The 15,992-nt window shown below is 36.2% G+C and carries 19 protein-coding genes; 5 read left to right on the top strand and 14 right to left on the bottom strand.

The window, feature by feature from the left end:
- Positions 1 to 362 precede the first annotated feature (362 nt).
- The 3 genes from MKX83_RS09805 to typA all read right to left on the bottom strand — a co-directional run bounded on the left by MKX83_RS09805 (position 363) and on the right by typA (position 2,901).
- The gene (locus MKX83_RS09805; RefSeq protein WP_307314810.1) at positions 363 to 644 is read right to left on the bottom strand and encodes a hypothetical protein; all 282 of its coding nucleotides are present in this window, start codon (positions 642 to 644) and stop codon (positions 363 to 365) included.
- Between the two features lie 28 nt (positions 645 to 672).
- Complete coding sequence (locus tag MKX83_RS09800; RefSeq protein ID WP_095369666.1) at positions 673 to 987, bottom strand: YlaH-like family protein; 315 nt, start codon at positions 985 to 987, stop codon at positions 673 to 675.
- 78 nt (positions 988 to 1,065) lie between these two features.
- Positions 1,066 to 2,901, bottom strand: coding sequence for a translational GTPase TypA (gene typA, locus MKX83_RS09795; RefSeq protein ID WP_095369667.1), 1,836 nt, complete (start codon positions 2,899 to 2,901; stop codon positions 1,066 to 1,068).
- Between the two features lie 217 nt (positions 2,902 to 3,118).
- Here typA and MKX83_RS09790 point away from each other — a divergent pair, with 217 nt between their 5' ends.
- Entirely contained in the window at positions 3,119 to 3,304 is a 186-nt protein-coding gene (locus tag MKX83_RS09790) for a YlaF family protein (RefSeq protein WP_095369668.1), read from the top strand.
- Between the two features lie 76 nt (positions 3,305 to 3,380).
- Here MKX83_RS09790 and MKX83_RS09785 read toward each other — a convergent pair whose 3' ends face one another.
- Positions 3,381 to 4,181: an inositol monophosphatase family protein gene (locus MKX83_RS09785; RefSeq protein WP_341055216.1), complete on the bottom strand. Its 801-nt coding sequence runs from the start codon at positions 4,179 to 4,181 to the stop codon at positions 3,381 to 3,383.
- A 148-nt stretch (positions 4,182 to 4,329) separates the two neighbouring features.
- Positions 4,330 to 4,524, bottom strand: a complete 195-nt coding sequence (locus MKX83_RS09780) for a hypothetical protein (protein ID WP_095369670.1) — start codon at positions 4,522 to 4,524, stop codon at positions 4,330 to 4,332.
- Between the two features lie 230 nt (positions 4,525 to 4,754).
- Between MKX83_RS09780 and MKX83_RS09775 the strand changes: the two genes are divergently transcribed.
- The gene (locus MKX83_RS09775; protein WP_341055215.1) at positions 4,755 to 5,372 is read left to right on the top strand and encodes a YktB family protein; all 618 of its coding nucleotides are present in this window, start codon (positions 4,755 to 4,757) and stop codon (positions 5,370 to 5,372) included.
- A gap of 84 nt (positions 5,373 to 5,456) precedes the next feature.
- On the opposite strand, the gene MKX83_RS09770 is transcribed toward MKX83_RS09775, so the two are convergent.
- Positions 5,457 to 5,726 carry a UPF0223 family protein gene (locus MKX83_RS09770; RefSeq protein ID WP_095369672.1) on the bottom strand — a complete coding sequence of 90 codons (270 nt, stop codon included), beginning with the start codon at positions 5,724 to 5,726 and terminating at the stop codon, positions 5,457 to 5,459.
- A gap of 337 nt (positions 5,727 to 6,063) precedes the next feature.
- Between MKX83_RS09770 and MKX83_RS09765 the strand changes: the two genes are divergently transcribed.
- Positions 6,064 to 7,533, top strand: a complete 1,470-nt coding sequence (locus MKX83_RS09765; protein ID WP_095369673.1) for an aminotransferase class I/II-fold pyridoxal phosphate-dependent enzyme — start codon at positions 6,064 to 6,066, stop codon at positions 7,531 to 7,533.
- A gap of 180 nt (positions 7,534 to 7,713) precedes the next feature.
- On the opposite strand, the gene MKX83_RS09760 is transcribed toward MKX83_RS09765, so the two are convergent.
- Positions 7,714 to 7,839, bottom strand: a complete 126-nt coding sequence (locus MKX83_RS09760) for a GapA-binding peptide SR1P (protein WP_095369674.1) — start codon at positions 7,837 to 7,839, stop codon at positions 7,714 to 7,716.
- Positions 7,840 to 8,034: 195 nt separating this feature from the next.
- Complete coding sequence (locus MKX83_RS09755) at positions 8,035 to 8,307, bottom strand: SAV0927 family protein (RefSeq protein WP_095369675.1); 273 nt, start codon at positions 8,305 to 8,307, stop codon at positions 8,035 to 8,037.
- 143 nt (positions 8,308 to 8,450) lie between these two features.
- On the opposite strand from MKX83_RS09755, the gene MKX83_RS09750 reads away from it, so the two are divergent.
- Both MKX83_RS09750 and MKX83_RS09745 read left to right on the top strand, forming a co-directional pair.
- The gene (locus tag MKX83_RS09750; protein ID WP_307314650.1) at positions 8,451 to 8,891 is read left to right on the top strand and encodes a DUF1885 family protein; all 441 of its coding nucleotides are present in this window, start codon (positions 8,451 to 8,453) and stop codon (positions 8,889 to 8,891) included.
- Between the two features lie 34 nt (positions 8,892 to 8,925).
- Positions 8,926 to 9,276, top strand: a complete 351-nt coding sequence (locus tag MKX83_RS09745) for a hypothetical protein (protein WP_095369676.1) — start codon at positions 8,926 to 8,928, stop codon at positions 9,274 to 9,276.
- On the opposite strand, the gene MKX83_RS09740 is transcribed toward MKX83_RS09745, so the two are convergent.
- The 6 genes from MKX83_RS09740 to pdhA all read right to left on the bottom strand — a co-directional run bounded on the left by MKX83_RS09740 (position 9,273) and on the right by pdhA (position 15,698).
- The gene (locus tag MKX83_RS09740) at positions 9,273 to 10,139 is read right to left on the bottom strand and encodes a polysaccharide deacetylase family protein (RefSeq protein WP_341055214.1); all 867 of its coding nucleotides are present in this window, start codon (positions 10,137 to 10,139) and stop codon (positions 9,273 to 9,275) included. The two genes, MKX83_RS09745 and MKX83_RS09740, sit on opposite strands and share 4 nt — an antisense overlap.
- 34 nt (positions 10,140 to 10,173) lie before the next feature.
- A complete protein-coding gene (locus MKX83_RS09735; protein ID WP_307314655.1) occupies positions 10,174 to 10,425 on the bottom strand; it encodes a hypothetical protein in 252 nt (83 codons plus the stop codon).
- Positions 10,426 to 10,767: 342 nt separating this feature from the next.
- Complete coding sequence (gene lpdA / locus MKX83_RS09730; RefSeq protein ID WP_095369678.1) at positions 10,768 to 12,177, bottom strand: dihydrolipoyl dehydrogenase; 1,410 nt, start codon at positions 12,175 to 12,177, stop codon at positions 10,768 to 10,770.
- 3 nt (positions 12,178 to 12,180) lie between these two features.
- On the bottom strand, positions 12,181 to 13,536 hold the full coding sequence (locus tag MKX83_RS09725) for a dihydrolipoamide acetyltransferase family protein (RefSeq protein ID WP_095369679.1): 1,356 nt from the start codon (positions 13,534 to 13,536) through the stop codon (positions 12,181 to 12,183).
- A gap of 65 nt (positions 13,537 to 13,601) precedes the next feature.
- Positions 13,602 to 14,579 carry an alpha-ketoacid dehydrogenase subunit beta gene (locus MKX83_RS09720; protein WP_095369680.1) on the bottom strand — a complete coding sequence of 326 codons (978 nt, stop codon included), beginning with the start codon at positions 14,577 to 14,579 and terminating at the stop codon, positions 13,602 to 13,604.
- Between the two features lie 3 nt (positions 14,580 to 14,582).
- On the bottom strand, positions 14,583 to 15,698 hold the full coding sequence (gene pdhA, locus MKX83_RS09715; protein WP_095369681.1) for a pyruvate dehydrogenase (acetyl-transferring) E1 component subunit alpha: 1,116 nt from the start codon (positions 15,696 to 15,698) through the stop codon (positions 14,583 to 14,585).
- Positions 15,699 to 15,992 lie beyond the last annotated feature (294 nt).

Genomic DNA, 15,992 nt, shown 5'->3' with positions numbered 1-15,992 from the left:
AGCTTTCATTCACTAACTTTTGCAGGCGCACTGTTTAGTACCTTTATTTTATCGATAAAGTAGAGAGCTGTACATAAGATATTAATTGTACAAAATGCACTATCATTGTCCAAGGTGGTTTAAGAAATTATCTTCAAAATATGTTCATGAACGAAATACTCTTCAATCCGGTAGAGCCGTTTTGAACAAATAATAATGTACCCTTTTTCCTCACGTCTAATCAAGATTCTAGCCTATCACTCCTATTCTTTCTCAGTTCTGAGGCGATTGAATCTTCGCCCCATCGTCAAATCTTTAAAGGCGCACTATTTTCCTTTGTACTACTACAATATAAAAAAACGTCACAATCGGGTGACGTTTTTTTATATCGTGGGGAAGTTTTTGTATTTTTCAGGTTCTGCTAATATTTGTTTTAACATCACTTCTATTAATTCAATCGGATATTTTGTGGATTTACTATCTTCATTATCCCTATAAGAGACATGATAGAATAGATCAGCTTTTTCATATTGGATTTCGTTAATTCCATGATCATTTTTCAACATTTGTAAAAACATTTCTTCTGTTTCGGTTGCTGCTTCATCCTCTGGTCTGGCATCAGTCACAACTTTAATGGTAAGCCAATTATAAATGGTATCATGCACGTTCAATTAAAATCTCCCCCACTCTTCATTATTCCGCGCTGGCTCTTTGTTGTTTCTTTTCTTGATGAAGACGGATTTTATATATAATTAATATGACAGCAGCAACGACAAGTCCTTCTGCAATTGGTAAAAATACCCCTAAGAAAGTTAGCATTGTACATCCCATAAATAAGAACGCATATATAATTATTGATTTTAGTAAAGGGAGCTTTTTAGCAAATCCTAATTTAAAGACAATAATACAGAGCGCAACAATGGTGAGATACAACAACCACATCCCAAGATCTGAATTCTCATGAACTTTATATAGTGCTGCAAAAAAGGAAAGGCGATCTTCAATCATGCTCCAAATCCTCCTTAGTATGTATTAAGGAAGGAGGCAATATGAATTACCTCCTCTTTTTCGAGTGACTATGTTTGCTTAAGCTTCAGCGTATTTTTTCTTTTTAGCTGCTTTTTCTCGTTCGTTTTTATCTAGAATTTTTTTACGAAGACGAATCGATTCAGGTGTAACTTCACAAAGCTCATCATCATTTAAATATTCTAGTGCTTCTTCAAGCGTCATAATTCTAGGCTTTTTAATTGTTGACGTTTGATCTTTCGTTGCACTACGAACATTCGTTGCATGCTTGACTTTTGTAATATTAACAGCTAGATCATTTTCACGTGTATGTTCACCAACAATCATACCTTCGTAAATCTCTGTGCCTGGCTCTACAAATATTGTACCACGGTCTTCTACCTGCATGATACCATAAGTAGATGCTTTTCCACTCTCCATGGAAACTAGAACCCCTTGTCTTCTTCCACCTACTTGACCTTGCATCATTGGTTGATAGCTGTCAAAAGTATGGTTAATGATTCCGTAACCACGAGTTTGTGTTAAGAATTCAGTTGTATAACCAATTAATCCACGAGCTGGGACATGGAAAATTAATTTCACTTGACCGTTCCCGTTATTAACCATATCTAGCATTTCACCTTTACGCGCACCAATAGATTCCATAATGGCACCAGTATACTCTTCAGGAACATCAATTTGAACGCGTTCAATTGGTTCAGACTTAACGCCATCAATTTCTTTTATAATAACAACTGGCTTAGATACTTGAAGTTCGAAGCCTTCACGACGCATATTTTCAATTAAAATAGATAAGTGAAGCTCTCCTCGACCAGATACAGTCCATGCATCAGGAGAATCCGTTTCTTCAACTCTTAAGCTGACATCTGTTTGTAATTGCGCATGCAAACGTTCTTCGATCTTTCTTGCAGTAATATACTTTCCTTCTTTACCAGCAAATGGACTATTGTTCACTTGGAAGGTCATTTGTAATGTTGGTTCATCGATTCGTAATACAGGAAGAGCGTCTTGGTGATCTACTGGGCAAACTGTCTCCCCGACATTGATATCTTCCATTCCAGAGACAGCAATTAAATCTCCTGCTTTTGCTTCTTGAATTTCAAGGCGTTTCAAGCCAAAGAAACCAAACATTTTTGTTACACGGAATTGTTTAACAGACCCATCAAGCTTCATTAACGCAACTTGTTCGCCTACTTTCATCGTTCCGCGGAATACACGACCAATCCCAATTCGTCCAACATAATCATTGTAATCTAATAGTGCTACTTGGAATTGTAAAGGTTCTTCACTATTATCAATTGGTGTTGGGATATTATTGACGATTTCTTCATATAAGCATTTCATATCTTCATCTTGTTTTTGTGGATCTAGACTAGCTGTTCCATTAATAGCAGAAGCGTAAACAACAGGGAATTCTAATTGCTCTTCCGTTGCATCTAATTCAATAAATAGATCAATAACTTCATCAATGACTTCTTCAGGACGAGCAAAGTCTCTATCGATTTTATTGACAACGACGATTGGTGTTAAGTTTTGCTCTAATGCTTTTTTCAATACAAATCGTGTTTGTGGCATACAACCTTCATAAGCATCGACTACAAGCAATACCCCATCAACCATTTTCATAATACGTTCTACTTCCCCACCAAAGTCAGCGTGCCCTGGTGTGTCAAGTATATTAATACGCGTATCTTGATATTTGATAGCTGTATTCTTAGCAAGGATTGTAATTCCACGCTCTCTCTCGATATCGTTGGAATCCATTGCACGTTCTTCTACATGCTCATTTGTACGGAATGTTCCAGACTGCTTTAATAATTGGTCAACCAAAGTTGTTTTACCATGGTCAACGTGGGCGATAATCGCAATATTACGTATATCATCTCTATGTTTCAACTATGTTTCCTCCTAGCTGATTGTGTAAACCTTCTTACTATGTGAAGATATATAATCAGTTTATTTTCTTTTCATTTTTGACTAAAAATCACTGCCTTCATACTATAACTGATACATTATATCACATATATTGTAGAAAACTAACTTCTTTTTGTGTAAAATAAGTTCTGTGGACGATTATGGTATCCAATGTACAAAATTGGAGGTTAGGATTAAAATGAAAAATATTAAATGGCCATTATTAGCTTGTGCGATTGCTGCGGCTATATGTATAGGCGGAATTGGTATTGCTATCGGAGAAAGAAGTATTCTTGGTTTTCTTCTATGTATCGTAGGTATCGTTGCTGTTATGGGATACGGCTTTACGCTGAAGAAAAAAATGAGAGAAAACGGAGAATTATAAAGGCTAAATCACAACCTCAAGTAAGAAAAATGGTGCCGACTATCCTGAATTGGACAAGCTTGGCACCATTTTTTTATTACCAATTTCCACTGTTTAAATACTGCTGAAGAATTTCTTCATGTACACCCGGCCTTGCAACAAATACTGAAGTTTGAGGTGTAATCATCAAGGCTTCCCCTTTTAAATTAGTCGTTTTTCCTCCTACTTCATTGATTAAAATCATACCGCCACCGTAATCCCATGGAGCAAGTCGCAAACTTATATAAGCATCTAGGCGACCAGAAGCAACATAGGCCATTTCAAGCGCAGCAGAACCATACGATCTTGTTCCTCTCGCATCCTTTACTAATGGAGCAAGGTAACTAGCGTCAATACGCTTGTTACTCGTTACCCAAGTGGCATTGATGCCAATTATTGCATCTTTTACTTCACCATTAGTCAATGGCTTCAGCTTCGTGTCATTCATGTATGCACCTTCACCACTAATCGTATGATACATTTCATCATGTACCACATCATAAATCATCCCGACTTTACCGACTCCCTCATGAAATACACCAATGGAAATGGCAAAATTTCTTTGTTGGTGAATAAAATTCATGGTGCCATCAATGGGATCAATCACCCAAATAATCCCACCTACATCCGCAAAATCATCACCAAAACCTTCTTCGCTTAAGATGCGATGTGATGGAAAATGGTCATGTATTTTACCAATAAGAAATTGCTCGGTTCCTTTGTCCATATCCGTGACAAGGTCATTGCGATGAGATTTTGTTGCAATGGTTAATTCTTCACTAAATGATGCTTTGATTCTCTCTCCAGCTTCCTTCACCCATGTGGTGGCTAATCTATGTATTTCATTCCAATTAGTCATTTTCATCCTCCACTCTTTATTAAGCGGTATAAAATACCATTAGCTTATCGAAAAAATAGCAATACTTCAAGTGAACAGCTTTAAAAAGCAATAAGCGAACTTAACTGCTTGCTGTTAAGTTCGCTTTAACATCTTTATTCATCACAACTTAAAATGCATTAAGCTTGAGAAGTTCCTGTCTGATTTTTTCAAGCTTTTTCTTTGTAGATTTTACTTCCTCTTCATCTTTCAGTTCTAAAGCTTCAAAAAGTGTTGCTAACTCATAATCCATCTCTAATCGCAATACTGCCGTTCTTTCTTTTTCAAATGTAGCCATTTTGATTGAATTAATTAGCTGCTTCATTAGACAGTGCACCCCTTTTCGTTTTAGTAATTTCACAAGAAAAGTTTTCTGATTATTTTTACTTTTATCATATGAAGCTTCTTTTCACAGTGCAACAAAATTGTACGTTTACCTATGAAGAAGATGATTTTACCCAATTGATTATTATTTTGGTGTACAAAATTGGTTCTCTCTCCCGGTTTTATGCTACAATATGCGACATAGTAAAACGGTTTAAGGAGTGTTTACATATGACATTTAATGGATTTAAGAAAGAAGATTTCGATGTTTTTACAATTGATGGTTTAGAAGAAAGAATGGAAGCCTTAATTGCAACAGTAAGACCCAAACTTGAAGCACTTGGAGAAACATTTTCCCCTTTTCTCTCTGCAGAAACAGGTGATGAAATGATTCCTCATGTGGCTAAGCATGCGAGAAGGACAAAAAATCCACCAAATGATACTTGGGTCGCTTTCGCCAATAATACAAGAGGCTATAAGATGCTTCCTCACTTTCAGATTGGTCTGTGGGAAACGCATGTATTTGTCTGGTTTGCCATTATTTATGAAGCACCGAATAAAGCTGAAATTGCTGAAAAATTGCAAACCAAAATAGATAAAATCTATGATGATATCCCACAAGACTTCGTTTGGTCATTAGATCACACGAAACCAGAAGTGATCAAACATAGCGACCTTACAAAGGATGAGCTAGAAAACATGTTTGTTCGACTACAGAATGTCAAAAAAGCAGAGTTACTCTGTGGTATAAATATGACAAAAGAAGAAGCAATTAAACTTTCTGCTTCTGAATTTATTACTTACACAGAGAGTGTTTTTAAAAAAGTTATACCCCTCTATAAATTGTAATAAACCTCTGTAAAGTTTAATCATTTTATAAAAAGAAAAAAGCAGTGAAGACTGGTTCAAACCGTCTCTTACTGCTTTTTCTTATTACATTTTAATTTTACTACTCTCATCTGCTTTTTTTGCCATTTGAACCGTGCGATAAGAAGAATACCCACTTATTTCTTCAAAATCATTACAAAGGTTTCTCTCTTGTGCTTTGCCCGGTACGATTTCTTTAAAACGACGATAAGCAGCCATGAAATCTTCACGTTGAATACCTTTTTCGTAAGCTTTTTCGACTGCTTGAAAAAAAGCAATCGCATCTATAATTTCTTCTGTTGACCAATCGCTTTCCATTGGATATTGATACTCCATATAAACACCTCTCACTTAGATTACATGCTGATTGTACGGGAGTTAACGAAGAAGAGCAAGCATATGCTAAATTTTAGAATCTAAAAAAACATAGACAAGATTATTTAGTGGATATGCATATATCTTAGTATGGGAAGAATCCACTCAAATGAATCATTTCATACGGATAATTGAATCCTATAAAGATGATGGAGTGTTAACTATCTATCCTAACGAATGGAGTGCAAAGTTAGCGCAATAAAAATTTTTGTTTATCTTTCTATGCAGGAGGAAGGATAAATGCTATAATTCACTTGTTTGTTTGCAAAATTGATTGTTTAAAGAGGTGTGAATTTAATTGTCTCAAACAGAAACACCATTATTTAATGGACTTCTCTCCCACGCAAAACGCGAACCGATTCAATTTCATATTCCTGGACATAAAAAAGGAAGAGGGATGGATCCTGATTTCAGAAATTTCATTGGAGAAAATGCACTTTCTATTGACTTGATAAATATAGGTCCACTAGATGACCTGCATCGCCCATCAGGCATCATAAAAGAAGCACAAGACTTAGCAGCTGAAGCCTTTGGTGCTGACCATACGTTCTTTTCCGTACAAGGTACGAGTGGTGCTATTATGACGATGGTTATGGCTGTTTGTGGTCCTGGAGAAAAAATTATCGTACCAAGAAATGTGCACAAATCTGTCATGTCTGCCATTATCTTTGCTGGCGCAACCCCTATCTTTATCCACCCTGTCGTTGATAAAGAGTTAGGTATCTCACACGGTATTACAACTGATGCTGTTGAGAAAGCGTTAGAACAACATCCAGATGCCAAAGGGTTACTTGTTATTAACCCTACTTATTTTGGTATTGCCTGTGACTTAAAGGAAGTTGTTGATTTGGCCCATTCGTACGATATTCCTGTATTAGTAGATGAAGCACATGGTGTTCATATTCATTTTCATGATGAGCTTCCATTGTCTGCCATGCAAGCTGGTGCAGATTTAGCTGCTACGAGCGTCCATAAGCTAGGTGGTTCTATGACACAAAGCTCCATTCTTAACTTAAAGGGTACGAGAGTGTCAGCAAAAAGGGTACAGTCCATACTTAGCATGCTAACAACTACCTCTACCTCTTATTTACTTCTTGCCTCATTAGATGTTGCTAGAAAACGTTTAGCCACTGAAGGAAGAGCAATTATCGAGGAAACTATTGAGCTTGCTCAATATATGAGGAAAGAATTAAACGAAATTGAACATATTTATTGTGTAGGAAGAGAAATTCTTGGTACAAATGCAACCTTTAATTACGACCCTACAAAATTAATCATATCTGTGAAAGATTTAGGTATAAGTGGGTTTGATGTAGAAGTATGGTTAAGAGAGCATTACAATATCGAAGTTGAATTATCTGACCTATATAATATTCTCTGTATCATCACAGCTGGTGATGATAGAACTGATGCAGATAAGCTTATTCATGCCTTGAAAGAGCTATCTAAAGAAAGACACGGGAAAGCAGCGAAAGTAAACCCGCAAGTGTTATTACCCAATATTCCATTATTAGCACTATCTCCTAGAGATGCATTTTATGCTGATAGTGAACTTGTTCCTTTTGATGAATCAGAAGGTAGAATTATTGCTGAATTCATTATGGTATACCCACCAGGTATTCCTATCTTTACTCCTGGGGAGATTATTACAAAGGAAAACCTTAACTATATCAAAACAAATATGGAAGCCGGACTGCCAGTCCAGGGACCAGAAGATTATGATTTTAAATATATTCGAGTAATTAAAGAACATAAAGCGATAAAATAAAACTCGAGATAAAATGATAATTGGCTTAGTTTCACATTTCTATCGCGAATCAAATGACATATTTGATTCGCATTTTTTATGGAAAATTATTATGATAAGAACCCAATAAAAAATGCCATAGATTTAATCTATGGCATTTGCACTCTGTTTATTATAAAGATTAATAGTTTAATATATCATCTATTCTTCAATGTGCATCTTGCTATGCTCGTTTTTACATCCACATTGACCGTATAAAACTGTCACCTTTTCATCTTCAAAAACTTCAATAGTTTCGTCACATATTTGACAAACGATGGTACCCATTCTTCATCCATCCTTTCATCATTCATTGTAATCGTTTTCATCATATATATTATAATAATACATACTATTTAACTTATCAAGCCCTTTTTTTAACTAATAACGATAAAATAAGACATACTAAATCTCACAAAAGAAAAAGAAATCAGCACATTAACTGATTTCTTGTACCTTATTAACCTTGATTTATCTACAACCTTACTTATTTAATTCAAGCTTAAAAAATTGAATAAGTTCAGCTGTTTGTTCATTACTTTCAATTTGAAAAGCTTTTTGGAGGTAATGGCGATCATCAAGATCTTTTATATCGAGGAGAGTAGAACAACTCGTCTGCAAGCAAACCACAAGGGGTTTTGTAAAGAAAGGGACCGCAAAAATGGCAAAATCGTAGCGAGTAATAGAAGAAGAAAAGCCAACAAATCTGGCATGTACATCCTCTAAATCATCATACATTTGATTTAAAAACTTCATATCCACCCTCCTTTAAATAATTTGAATATTATTATAATTTACCTTTGATCTCTATGCAACATTTTCATTGTCACATATATTTCACTGGTGATAGAATAGATATAGTGTATACCCTAAGGATTTTTGAATGGAGGCTTTTTTAAATGAATGCATATGCATCGATTAAGCTAGTGCCTGCATCCAAGATTGACACAATTACAACAACTGAACTAAGAGGTTATTTCCAATATTATAAAGACATCACTGCGAAAACTGGAAATCAGGTGGATTGGGCCTATAGTCAAGCTGCTTTCCCATATGAGATCATTGATTCTAATGAGAAACAAGGGGAACAAATTACTCTCTATTCTGAAAATGAAAGATATCGTGCCATCCTTATTTCTATTCAAAAAGAAAAAATAATGGATAATGATGATACACCGAGGATTCAAACAAATATTTGCTTTACATTGCCTGAAGTAGCGACGTTCGGGGATAAAGGAAAAGCAAATGAATATTGCAAATTTCTCGCTAAAAAACTACAAGCCGAGCTTCATCTATTCAATGGACGAGTCATGTACTACTACAAAAGAAAACTACAATGAAAAAAATACTTCAGCTAGAGGGGTTATAATCTTCATGCGAAAACCAGTCATAATTACTTTAATCATTGCACTTATTTTCACATTCATCTCGCCTTTTATTTTTAGTAAATATCTCGAAGATGTACCAGAACCATTAGAACAATCATTTTTGTTTGGGGGGCCATTTCCATATGCCAAACAGAGCGTAACCGTTTCAGACGATACATCATCCTACCCGAAAGTAATAGAATTCACCTCACCCCTTGACGCTGAGACGAGTATCCAATGGGTTCCATTTCTTTTAAATATTTTAAGCTACTTTCTATTATTCTTCTCGATCTACTCCATTACTTCACGATTTATTAATGGGCGGGCAACAAGAAAAGAAAAAGAGGATCAGCCTTAAGCTGCCTCTTTTTCTTTTTGTATTTTGTTTGGATCTAGAAACTCATAGCCCTTCTCTTGTATGCCATTAATAATTCCTTCCAATGCTTCATTGGTCCATGAACGATCATGTGTTAATAGAATAGCTCCATTACTCAAATAAGGGTTCTCTACCATGATCTTTTCTAATGCATCTTTTGACTGGTAATCTACTTCCCAATCATACCCAAAAGTCCAATTCATTGGTATCATTTTCTCTTCTTTAGCAATTCTCAAGCTAGTGTCTGTATTCGCCCCAAACGGAGCTCTGAAAAACTGTGGTCTACTTCCAATGATCTCCTCGACTAAATCATTTAAAGAAATGATTTCCTCTCTTTGCTTATCTTCTGAAATCTCAGTTAAGTTCTCATGGTGATATGTATGGTTACCAATCGGGAAACCTAAATCAGCTATTTCTTTCAATGTCTTTTTACCTTCTTCACTTTGCAGGAAATGACCATTGACAAAAAAAATAGCAGGCACATTTTTTTCCCTTAATGTTTTTGCCATTTCCAATGCATACTTGTCCGGTGCATCATCAATCGTTAACAATACAACTTTATCTTTAGCATCTTTTATCGGCTCAACCTTCCATGTTTTTTCATTAACGATATATGATGGTTGGACATCAACTTCTGCCAAATCTTCTTTCTCTTCAGTTACTTCTTCATCCTTTTCTTCTTCTTGTGCCTTTTCTTCTTCTTGTGCCGTTTCTTCCTCATGCTCTGTTTCTTCTATCGCTTCATCGCCTTTTGGCTCATTCGTTGTTTCTTTTTCTTCATTACCACATGCTGTAACAACTAAAACAAGACTAAGTAAAAAAATAAAAAAACTGTTCTTCAGCACATTCATTCCTCTCAAGTAATTCTTTTGTTAAAAGTTATCTTATTAGATCATCTATGTAGAACATAATGAAATAGAAAAATAAATATACGGTAATACTGATAGAAGTAGCTAATACTGTTCTCATTTTTGAATGTAATAAATGATTACCCAATACCATAGCAAAATAAACAAATATAAGCAGGATGATGACCTTCATACTTAATTTGTCATATCTTGATAACCATTCAACAAATGTATAACCACTCCATATGATTAACTGTAAAATAACGACCGTATATAGCCTCATACCCTCACCGTCCTGAAAATTTGCACTTTTATTTCTATCATTGTATGCATGCGAACAGAACGATATTTCCATTGTACCATACAACATATACCAAAAACTTCCGTATTATTTCCAATTAAGTGAAAAAAGTGCTAATTTCATGTAGAATTTTAGTCGTTGTGAGATCTGGGTTATCCTACATTATGAAAAATAACATAAGTCACTCTTATCAATAATCTGAATTTTTTTTGCATTCCGGGAATTTTATCTTAAACAGCCACTTTTATGCAAAAAAACTGCACCAGCAAATGTAGCAAACATTTGTGGTGCAGTTCATCATATAAACAGCTATTTGTAAAATAATTATTTTACAATATGAATAGGTGTACCTAGAGCAACCTCAGCTGCTTCCATTGTAATCTCACCTAAAGTTGGATGAGCATGAATAGTCATCGCAAGATCTTCTGCAGTCATTCCCGCTTCAATTGCTAAGCCGAGCTCAGCAATCATATCAGATGCATTTGCACCAGCGATTTGCGCACCGATTACTAATCCATCTTCTTTACGCGTAATTAACTTCACATAACCATCTGTGCTATCAAGAGCCAATGCACGACCATTTGCAGCAAATGGGAACTTAGCAGCTGTATACTCAAGACCTTCCTCTTTTGCTTGGGCTTCTGAATAGCCTACAGTTGCAAGTTCAGGTTCTGAGAATACAACAGCAGGAATGCCAAGATAGTCAATTTCAGACGGTTCACCAGCAATTGCCTCAGCAGCAATTTTACCTTCATACGAAGCTTTATGTGCTAGTTGAGGTCCAGCCACAACATCACCAATAGCAAAAATGCTATTTACATTTGTACGACATTGTTTGTCAACTTCAATGACGCCTTTATCAGTCATTTTCACACCTACTTGCTCAAGGCCAAGTTCATCTGTGTTAGGACGACGACCAACCATAACAAATAAGTAATCAGCTTCTAAAACTTCTTCTTTACCTTTTACTTCATAAGTTACTTTTACACCATTTTCAGTTTCTTCAACTGACTTTGCAGATGCTTTAGTAATAATTTCTGCACCTTTTTTCTTTAAGTTCTTTTTCACAAGTGTTGTCATTTGTTTCTCAAAACCTAGAAGAATATCATCTGCACCTTCTAGAATAGTTACTTGAGAACCAAAGCTTGCGTATGCACCACCAAGCTCGACACCAATTACACCGCCGCCAATAACAGCGATTTTTTCTGGAATTTCCTCAAGCGCTAGCGCCCCTGTAGAATTTAATACACGTTTAGAATATTTAAATGCTGGTAGTTCAATTGGTCTTGAACCAGTTGCAATAATCGCATTTTTGAAAGTGTATGTTTGTGCGGAATTGTCATCCATTACACGTAACGTGTTGGCATCGACAAAATACGCTTCACCTTTAACAATGTCAATTTTGTTCCCTTTAAGTAAGCCTTGAACACCGCCTACTAACTTTTTAACTACGCCAGCTTTAAATTCTTGGACTTTAGAGAAATCAACTTTTACGTTTTCAGCTGTAATACCAATTGATTCTGATTCTTTAGCCGTTTCATAACGGTGACCAGCAGAGATCAATGCTTTAGATGGAATACATCCAACGTTTAAGCATACGCCCCCTACTTCACCTCTTTCTACGATTGTTACTTTTTGTCCTGTTTGTGCGGCACGAATGGCTGCCACATATCCTCCTGGACCTGAACCAATTACTATAGTATCTGTTTCAATTGGGAAATCTCCTACTACCATTTCTTACGCCTCCATTAGCAATAATTCTGGGTCATTTAGTAAACGCTTGATGTGATTTAGTGCATTTTGAGCAGTAGCGCCATCGATGATGCGGTGATCAAAGCTCAATGATAATGCTAGAACTGGTGCTGCGATAATTTCTCCATCTTTGACGATTGCTTTTTCAGCAATTCGACCGATACCTAAAATAGCTACTTCTGGTTGGTTAATAAGTGGTGTAAACCATTGACCACCAGCAGAGCCGATATTTGTTATCGTACAAGAAGCACCTTTCATTTCGCTTCCTGAAAGTTTTCCATCTCTTGCTTTTGTAGCTAATTCATTTATCTCATTTGACGTAGTGAATATGGATTTACGGTCAGCATCTTTAACCACTGGTACAAGTAACCCTCTATCAGTATCAGCAGCGATACCAATATTGTAATAATGCTTGTGAACGATTTCTCCCGCTTCTTCATCTAGAGAAGTGTTAAGGACTGGATATTCACGTAATGCACTTGTTAATGCTTTTACTACATAAGGTAAGAAGGTTAATTTAATTCCTTTTTCTGCGGCAACTTCTTTGAACTTCTTACGATGAGCAACTAATTTTGTTACATCGATTTCGTCCATTAATGTCACATGTGGAGCTGTTTGCTTCGTCTTAACCATTGCTTTAGCAATCGCTTTTCGAATACCACTCATTTTTTCACGTGTTTCAGGATAGCTTCCTTCAGGAATAGACTGAGTTTGGGATTTCTCCTCTTCCTTACTTTCAACCGAAGCGTCTTGTTGTTGAGGCTCAGTGTCAGCTTGTTGCTCATTTCCACCTTCTAAGAATAGATTAATATCCTCTTTTACCACACGTCCATTTTTTCCGCTACCGCTTACTTGTTGAATATCTACACCTTTTTCTCTTGCGTATTTACGTACTGAAGGCATAGCAATAACACGCTGATTAGAATCAGTGTTTGTTTCAGAGATGACTTTTCCTTCTTTCTTGTCTTCATCTTTAGGAGCTGTTTTCTCTTTTTCTACACTTTCTCCTTCTTCAGCAGTTCCTTGAACTTGAGATTCTGTTTCTTTCTTTTCCTCAGACTCTTCTTCTTCATGGTCACCTTTAAACTTTAAGTCTTCATAACCAGGTGCATCGAAGCTAATAAGTACTTGTCCAACAGTGGCTACGCTACCTTCTTCTACGTGAATCTCTTCTACTTTCCCTTTTACAGGAGAAGGTATTTCAACTACCGCTTTATCATTTTGAACTTCACAAAGAACATCATCTTCTTGAACTTCATCACCAGCTTTTACAAACCATTTGACGATTTCGCCTTCATGGATACCTTCACCGATATCAGGCAATCTAAATTGAAATGCCAATTAAATTCACCATCCTATTGTATCATAGTTATTAAAAAAATTAGGGGTCACGTTCCCTATTTTATTTAAAATTCAATTACTTTTTTTGCAGTTTGAATAATGTCTTTATAGTTCGGCAACCATACTGTTTCCGCTTGTGGAAAAGCAAACACAGTATCAGGTGCTGCTACACGTAATACAGGTGCCTCTAAGCTAAGAATCGCACGGTCGTTAATTTCAGCCACAACATTTGCTGCAACACCAGCTTGTTTTTGTGCTTCTTGCACAACAATTGCTCTGTTTGTTTTCTCAACTGAAGAAATAATTGTTTCAATATCAATTGGGCTAACTGTTCGAAGGTCAATCACTTCTGCTGAATGTCCTTCTTTTTCTAATTCGTCAGCCGCCTTTAAAGCTTCATGAACCATTGCACCATAAGTAATAATTGAAATGTCATTACCTTCACGTTTCACTTCAGCTTTACCTAGTGGAATTGTATATTCTTCTTCAGGTACTTCTTGGCGGAATGAACGATATAATTTCATATGCTCCAAGAAGATGACAGGATCATTATCTCGAATCGCAGAAATTAAAAGACCTTTTGCATCATATGGAGAAGAAGGAATAACGACCTTTAAACCAGGTTGTTGAGCCATCAATCCTTCTAAACTATCAGCATGCATTTCTGGTGTGTGTACACCGCCTCCAAATGGTGAACGAATAGTAACAGGGGCATTATACCTTCCTCCAGAACGATAGCGCATACGAGCAAGCTGTCCGGAAATACTATCCATTACTTCATAAACAAATCCAAAGAATTGAATTTCAGGAACTGGGCGATAGCCTTGTAAACCAAGTCCGACTGCAAGACCGCCAATTCCAGATTCCGCTAATGGTGTATCAAACACACGCTCTTCGCCGAATTCTTTTTGAAGACCTTCAGTAGCACGGAACACTCCACCGTTTACGCCTACGTCTTCTCCAAATACTAATACATTCGGGTCATTCTTAAGTTCTGTACGAAGTGCATCAGTGATTGCTTGGATCATTGTCATTTGCGCCATGGCTTACTTCGACTCCTTCTCTTTATAAATTTCATATTGTTCTTTAAGGTGATAAGGCATTTCTTCATACATAATATTAATTAAGTCAGTTACTTTTTGTTTTGGTGTGCTATCAGCTTCTTTAATAGCCACTTTTATATCTTCTTTTGCTTTTTCAATGACCTCGTTTTCCATATCTTCATTCCATAACTTCTTGCCTTCTAGGAATTTACGGAAGCGAACAAGTGGATCTTTCTTTTCCCATTCATTATCAAGATCACTTGTTCTGTAACGCGTCGGGTCATCGCCAGCCATTGTGTGAGGACCGTAACGATAAGTTAATGTCTCAATTAATGTTGGTCCTTCTCCATTAATAGCGCGCTCACGTGCTTCACTAACAGCAGCATAAACAGCTAGAGCATCCATACCATCAACTTGAATACCAGGAATTCCTGCAGCAACCGCTTTTTGTGCAATTGTTTTAGCAGCAGATTGCTTCTCTACAGGTGTTGAAATGGCAAAGCGATTGTTTTGAACAATGAAAATAGCAGGTGCTTTGAAGGCACCAGCAAAGTTAATTCCTTCATAGAAATCACCTTGTGAAGCTCCACCATCACCAGTATAAGTAATCGCTACTTTCTTTTCGCCACGTTTCTTAATTCCTAATGCTACTCCTGCAGTTTGAATGTATTGTGCACCAATAATAATTTGTGGTGCAATCACATGGACGTCCTCTGGGATGTTTCCACCTTCAAAATGACCTCTAGACCATAAGAATGCTTGAGCAAGCGGAAGGCCATGCCAAATGATTTGAGGGACATCTCTATATCCAGGTAAAATAAAATCTTCTTTCTCTAAAGCAAATTGTGAAGCCAGTTGAGATGCTTCTTGTCCAGCAGTTGGTGCATAAAAGCCCAGTCTACCTTGTCTATTTAAAGAAATGGAACGTTGGTCAAGAATACGTGTGTACACCATCCGTTTCATTAGTTCTTGTAATTGCTCATCTTTTAGATCTGGCATTGCTGATTCATTAACAACTTTACCTTCTTCATCTAAAATTTGCAGTGTTTCAAATTGATCTTCTACTTTTTCAAGTTGCTTCTTTACATCTAAACTAGCCTTTTTCGTTTTTGAAGCCATAAAAAGTCACCCTTTCTTATTTTAAAAACGCTTAATTGATTATCAAATGGAGAATATCACGTTTATATTTGTCTGATGACAACACATAGTATAGTTTTCCACAAATACCAACAAAAAAAACGTCTTTATTATTATAACTTCTTTTCTTCAAACTGTACTAGTTGTATCACAAAAATGAATGACACACTTTTCTTCGTTTGCATTTATTTTAATATAAGGTTTTTCATTCGTCAATTGTGAAAACCTTTATTTTTTTGGTTTTAAATCATTTCAAATAATAATAAATGAAAATTT

Origin of the sequence: Cytobacillus sp. FSL M8-0252, assembly GCF_038007345.1 — a bacterium.
GTDB lineage: Bacteria > Bacillota > Bacilli > Bacillales > Cytobacillaceae > Cytobacillus > Cytobacillus kochii.
The sequence above is the reverse complement of the archived record's forward strand: the minus strand, read 5'-3'. Positions and strand labels throughout refer to the sequence as shown.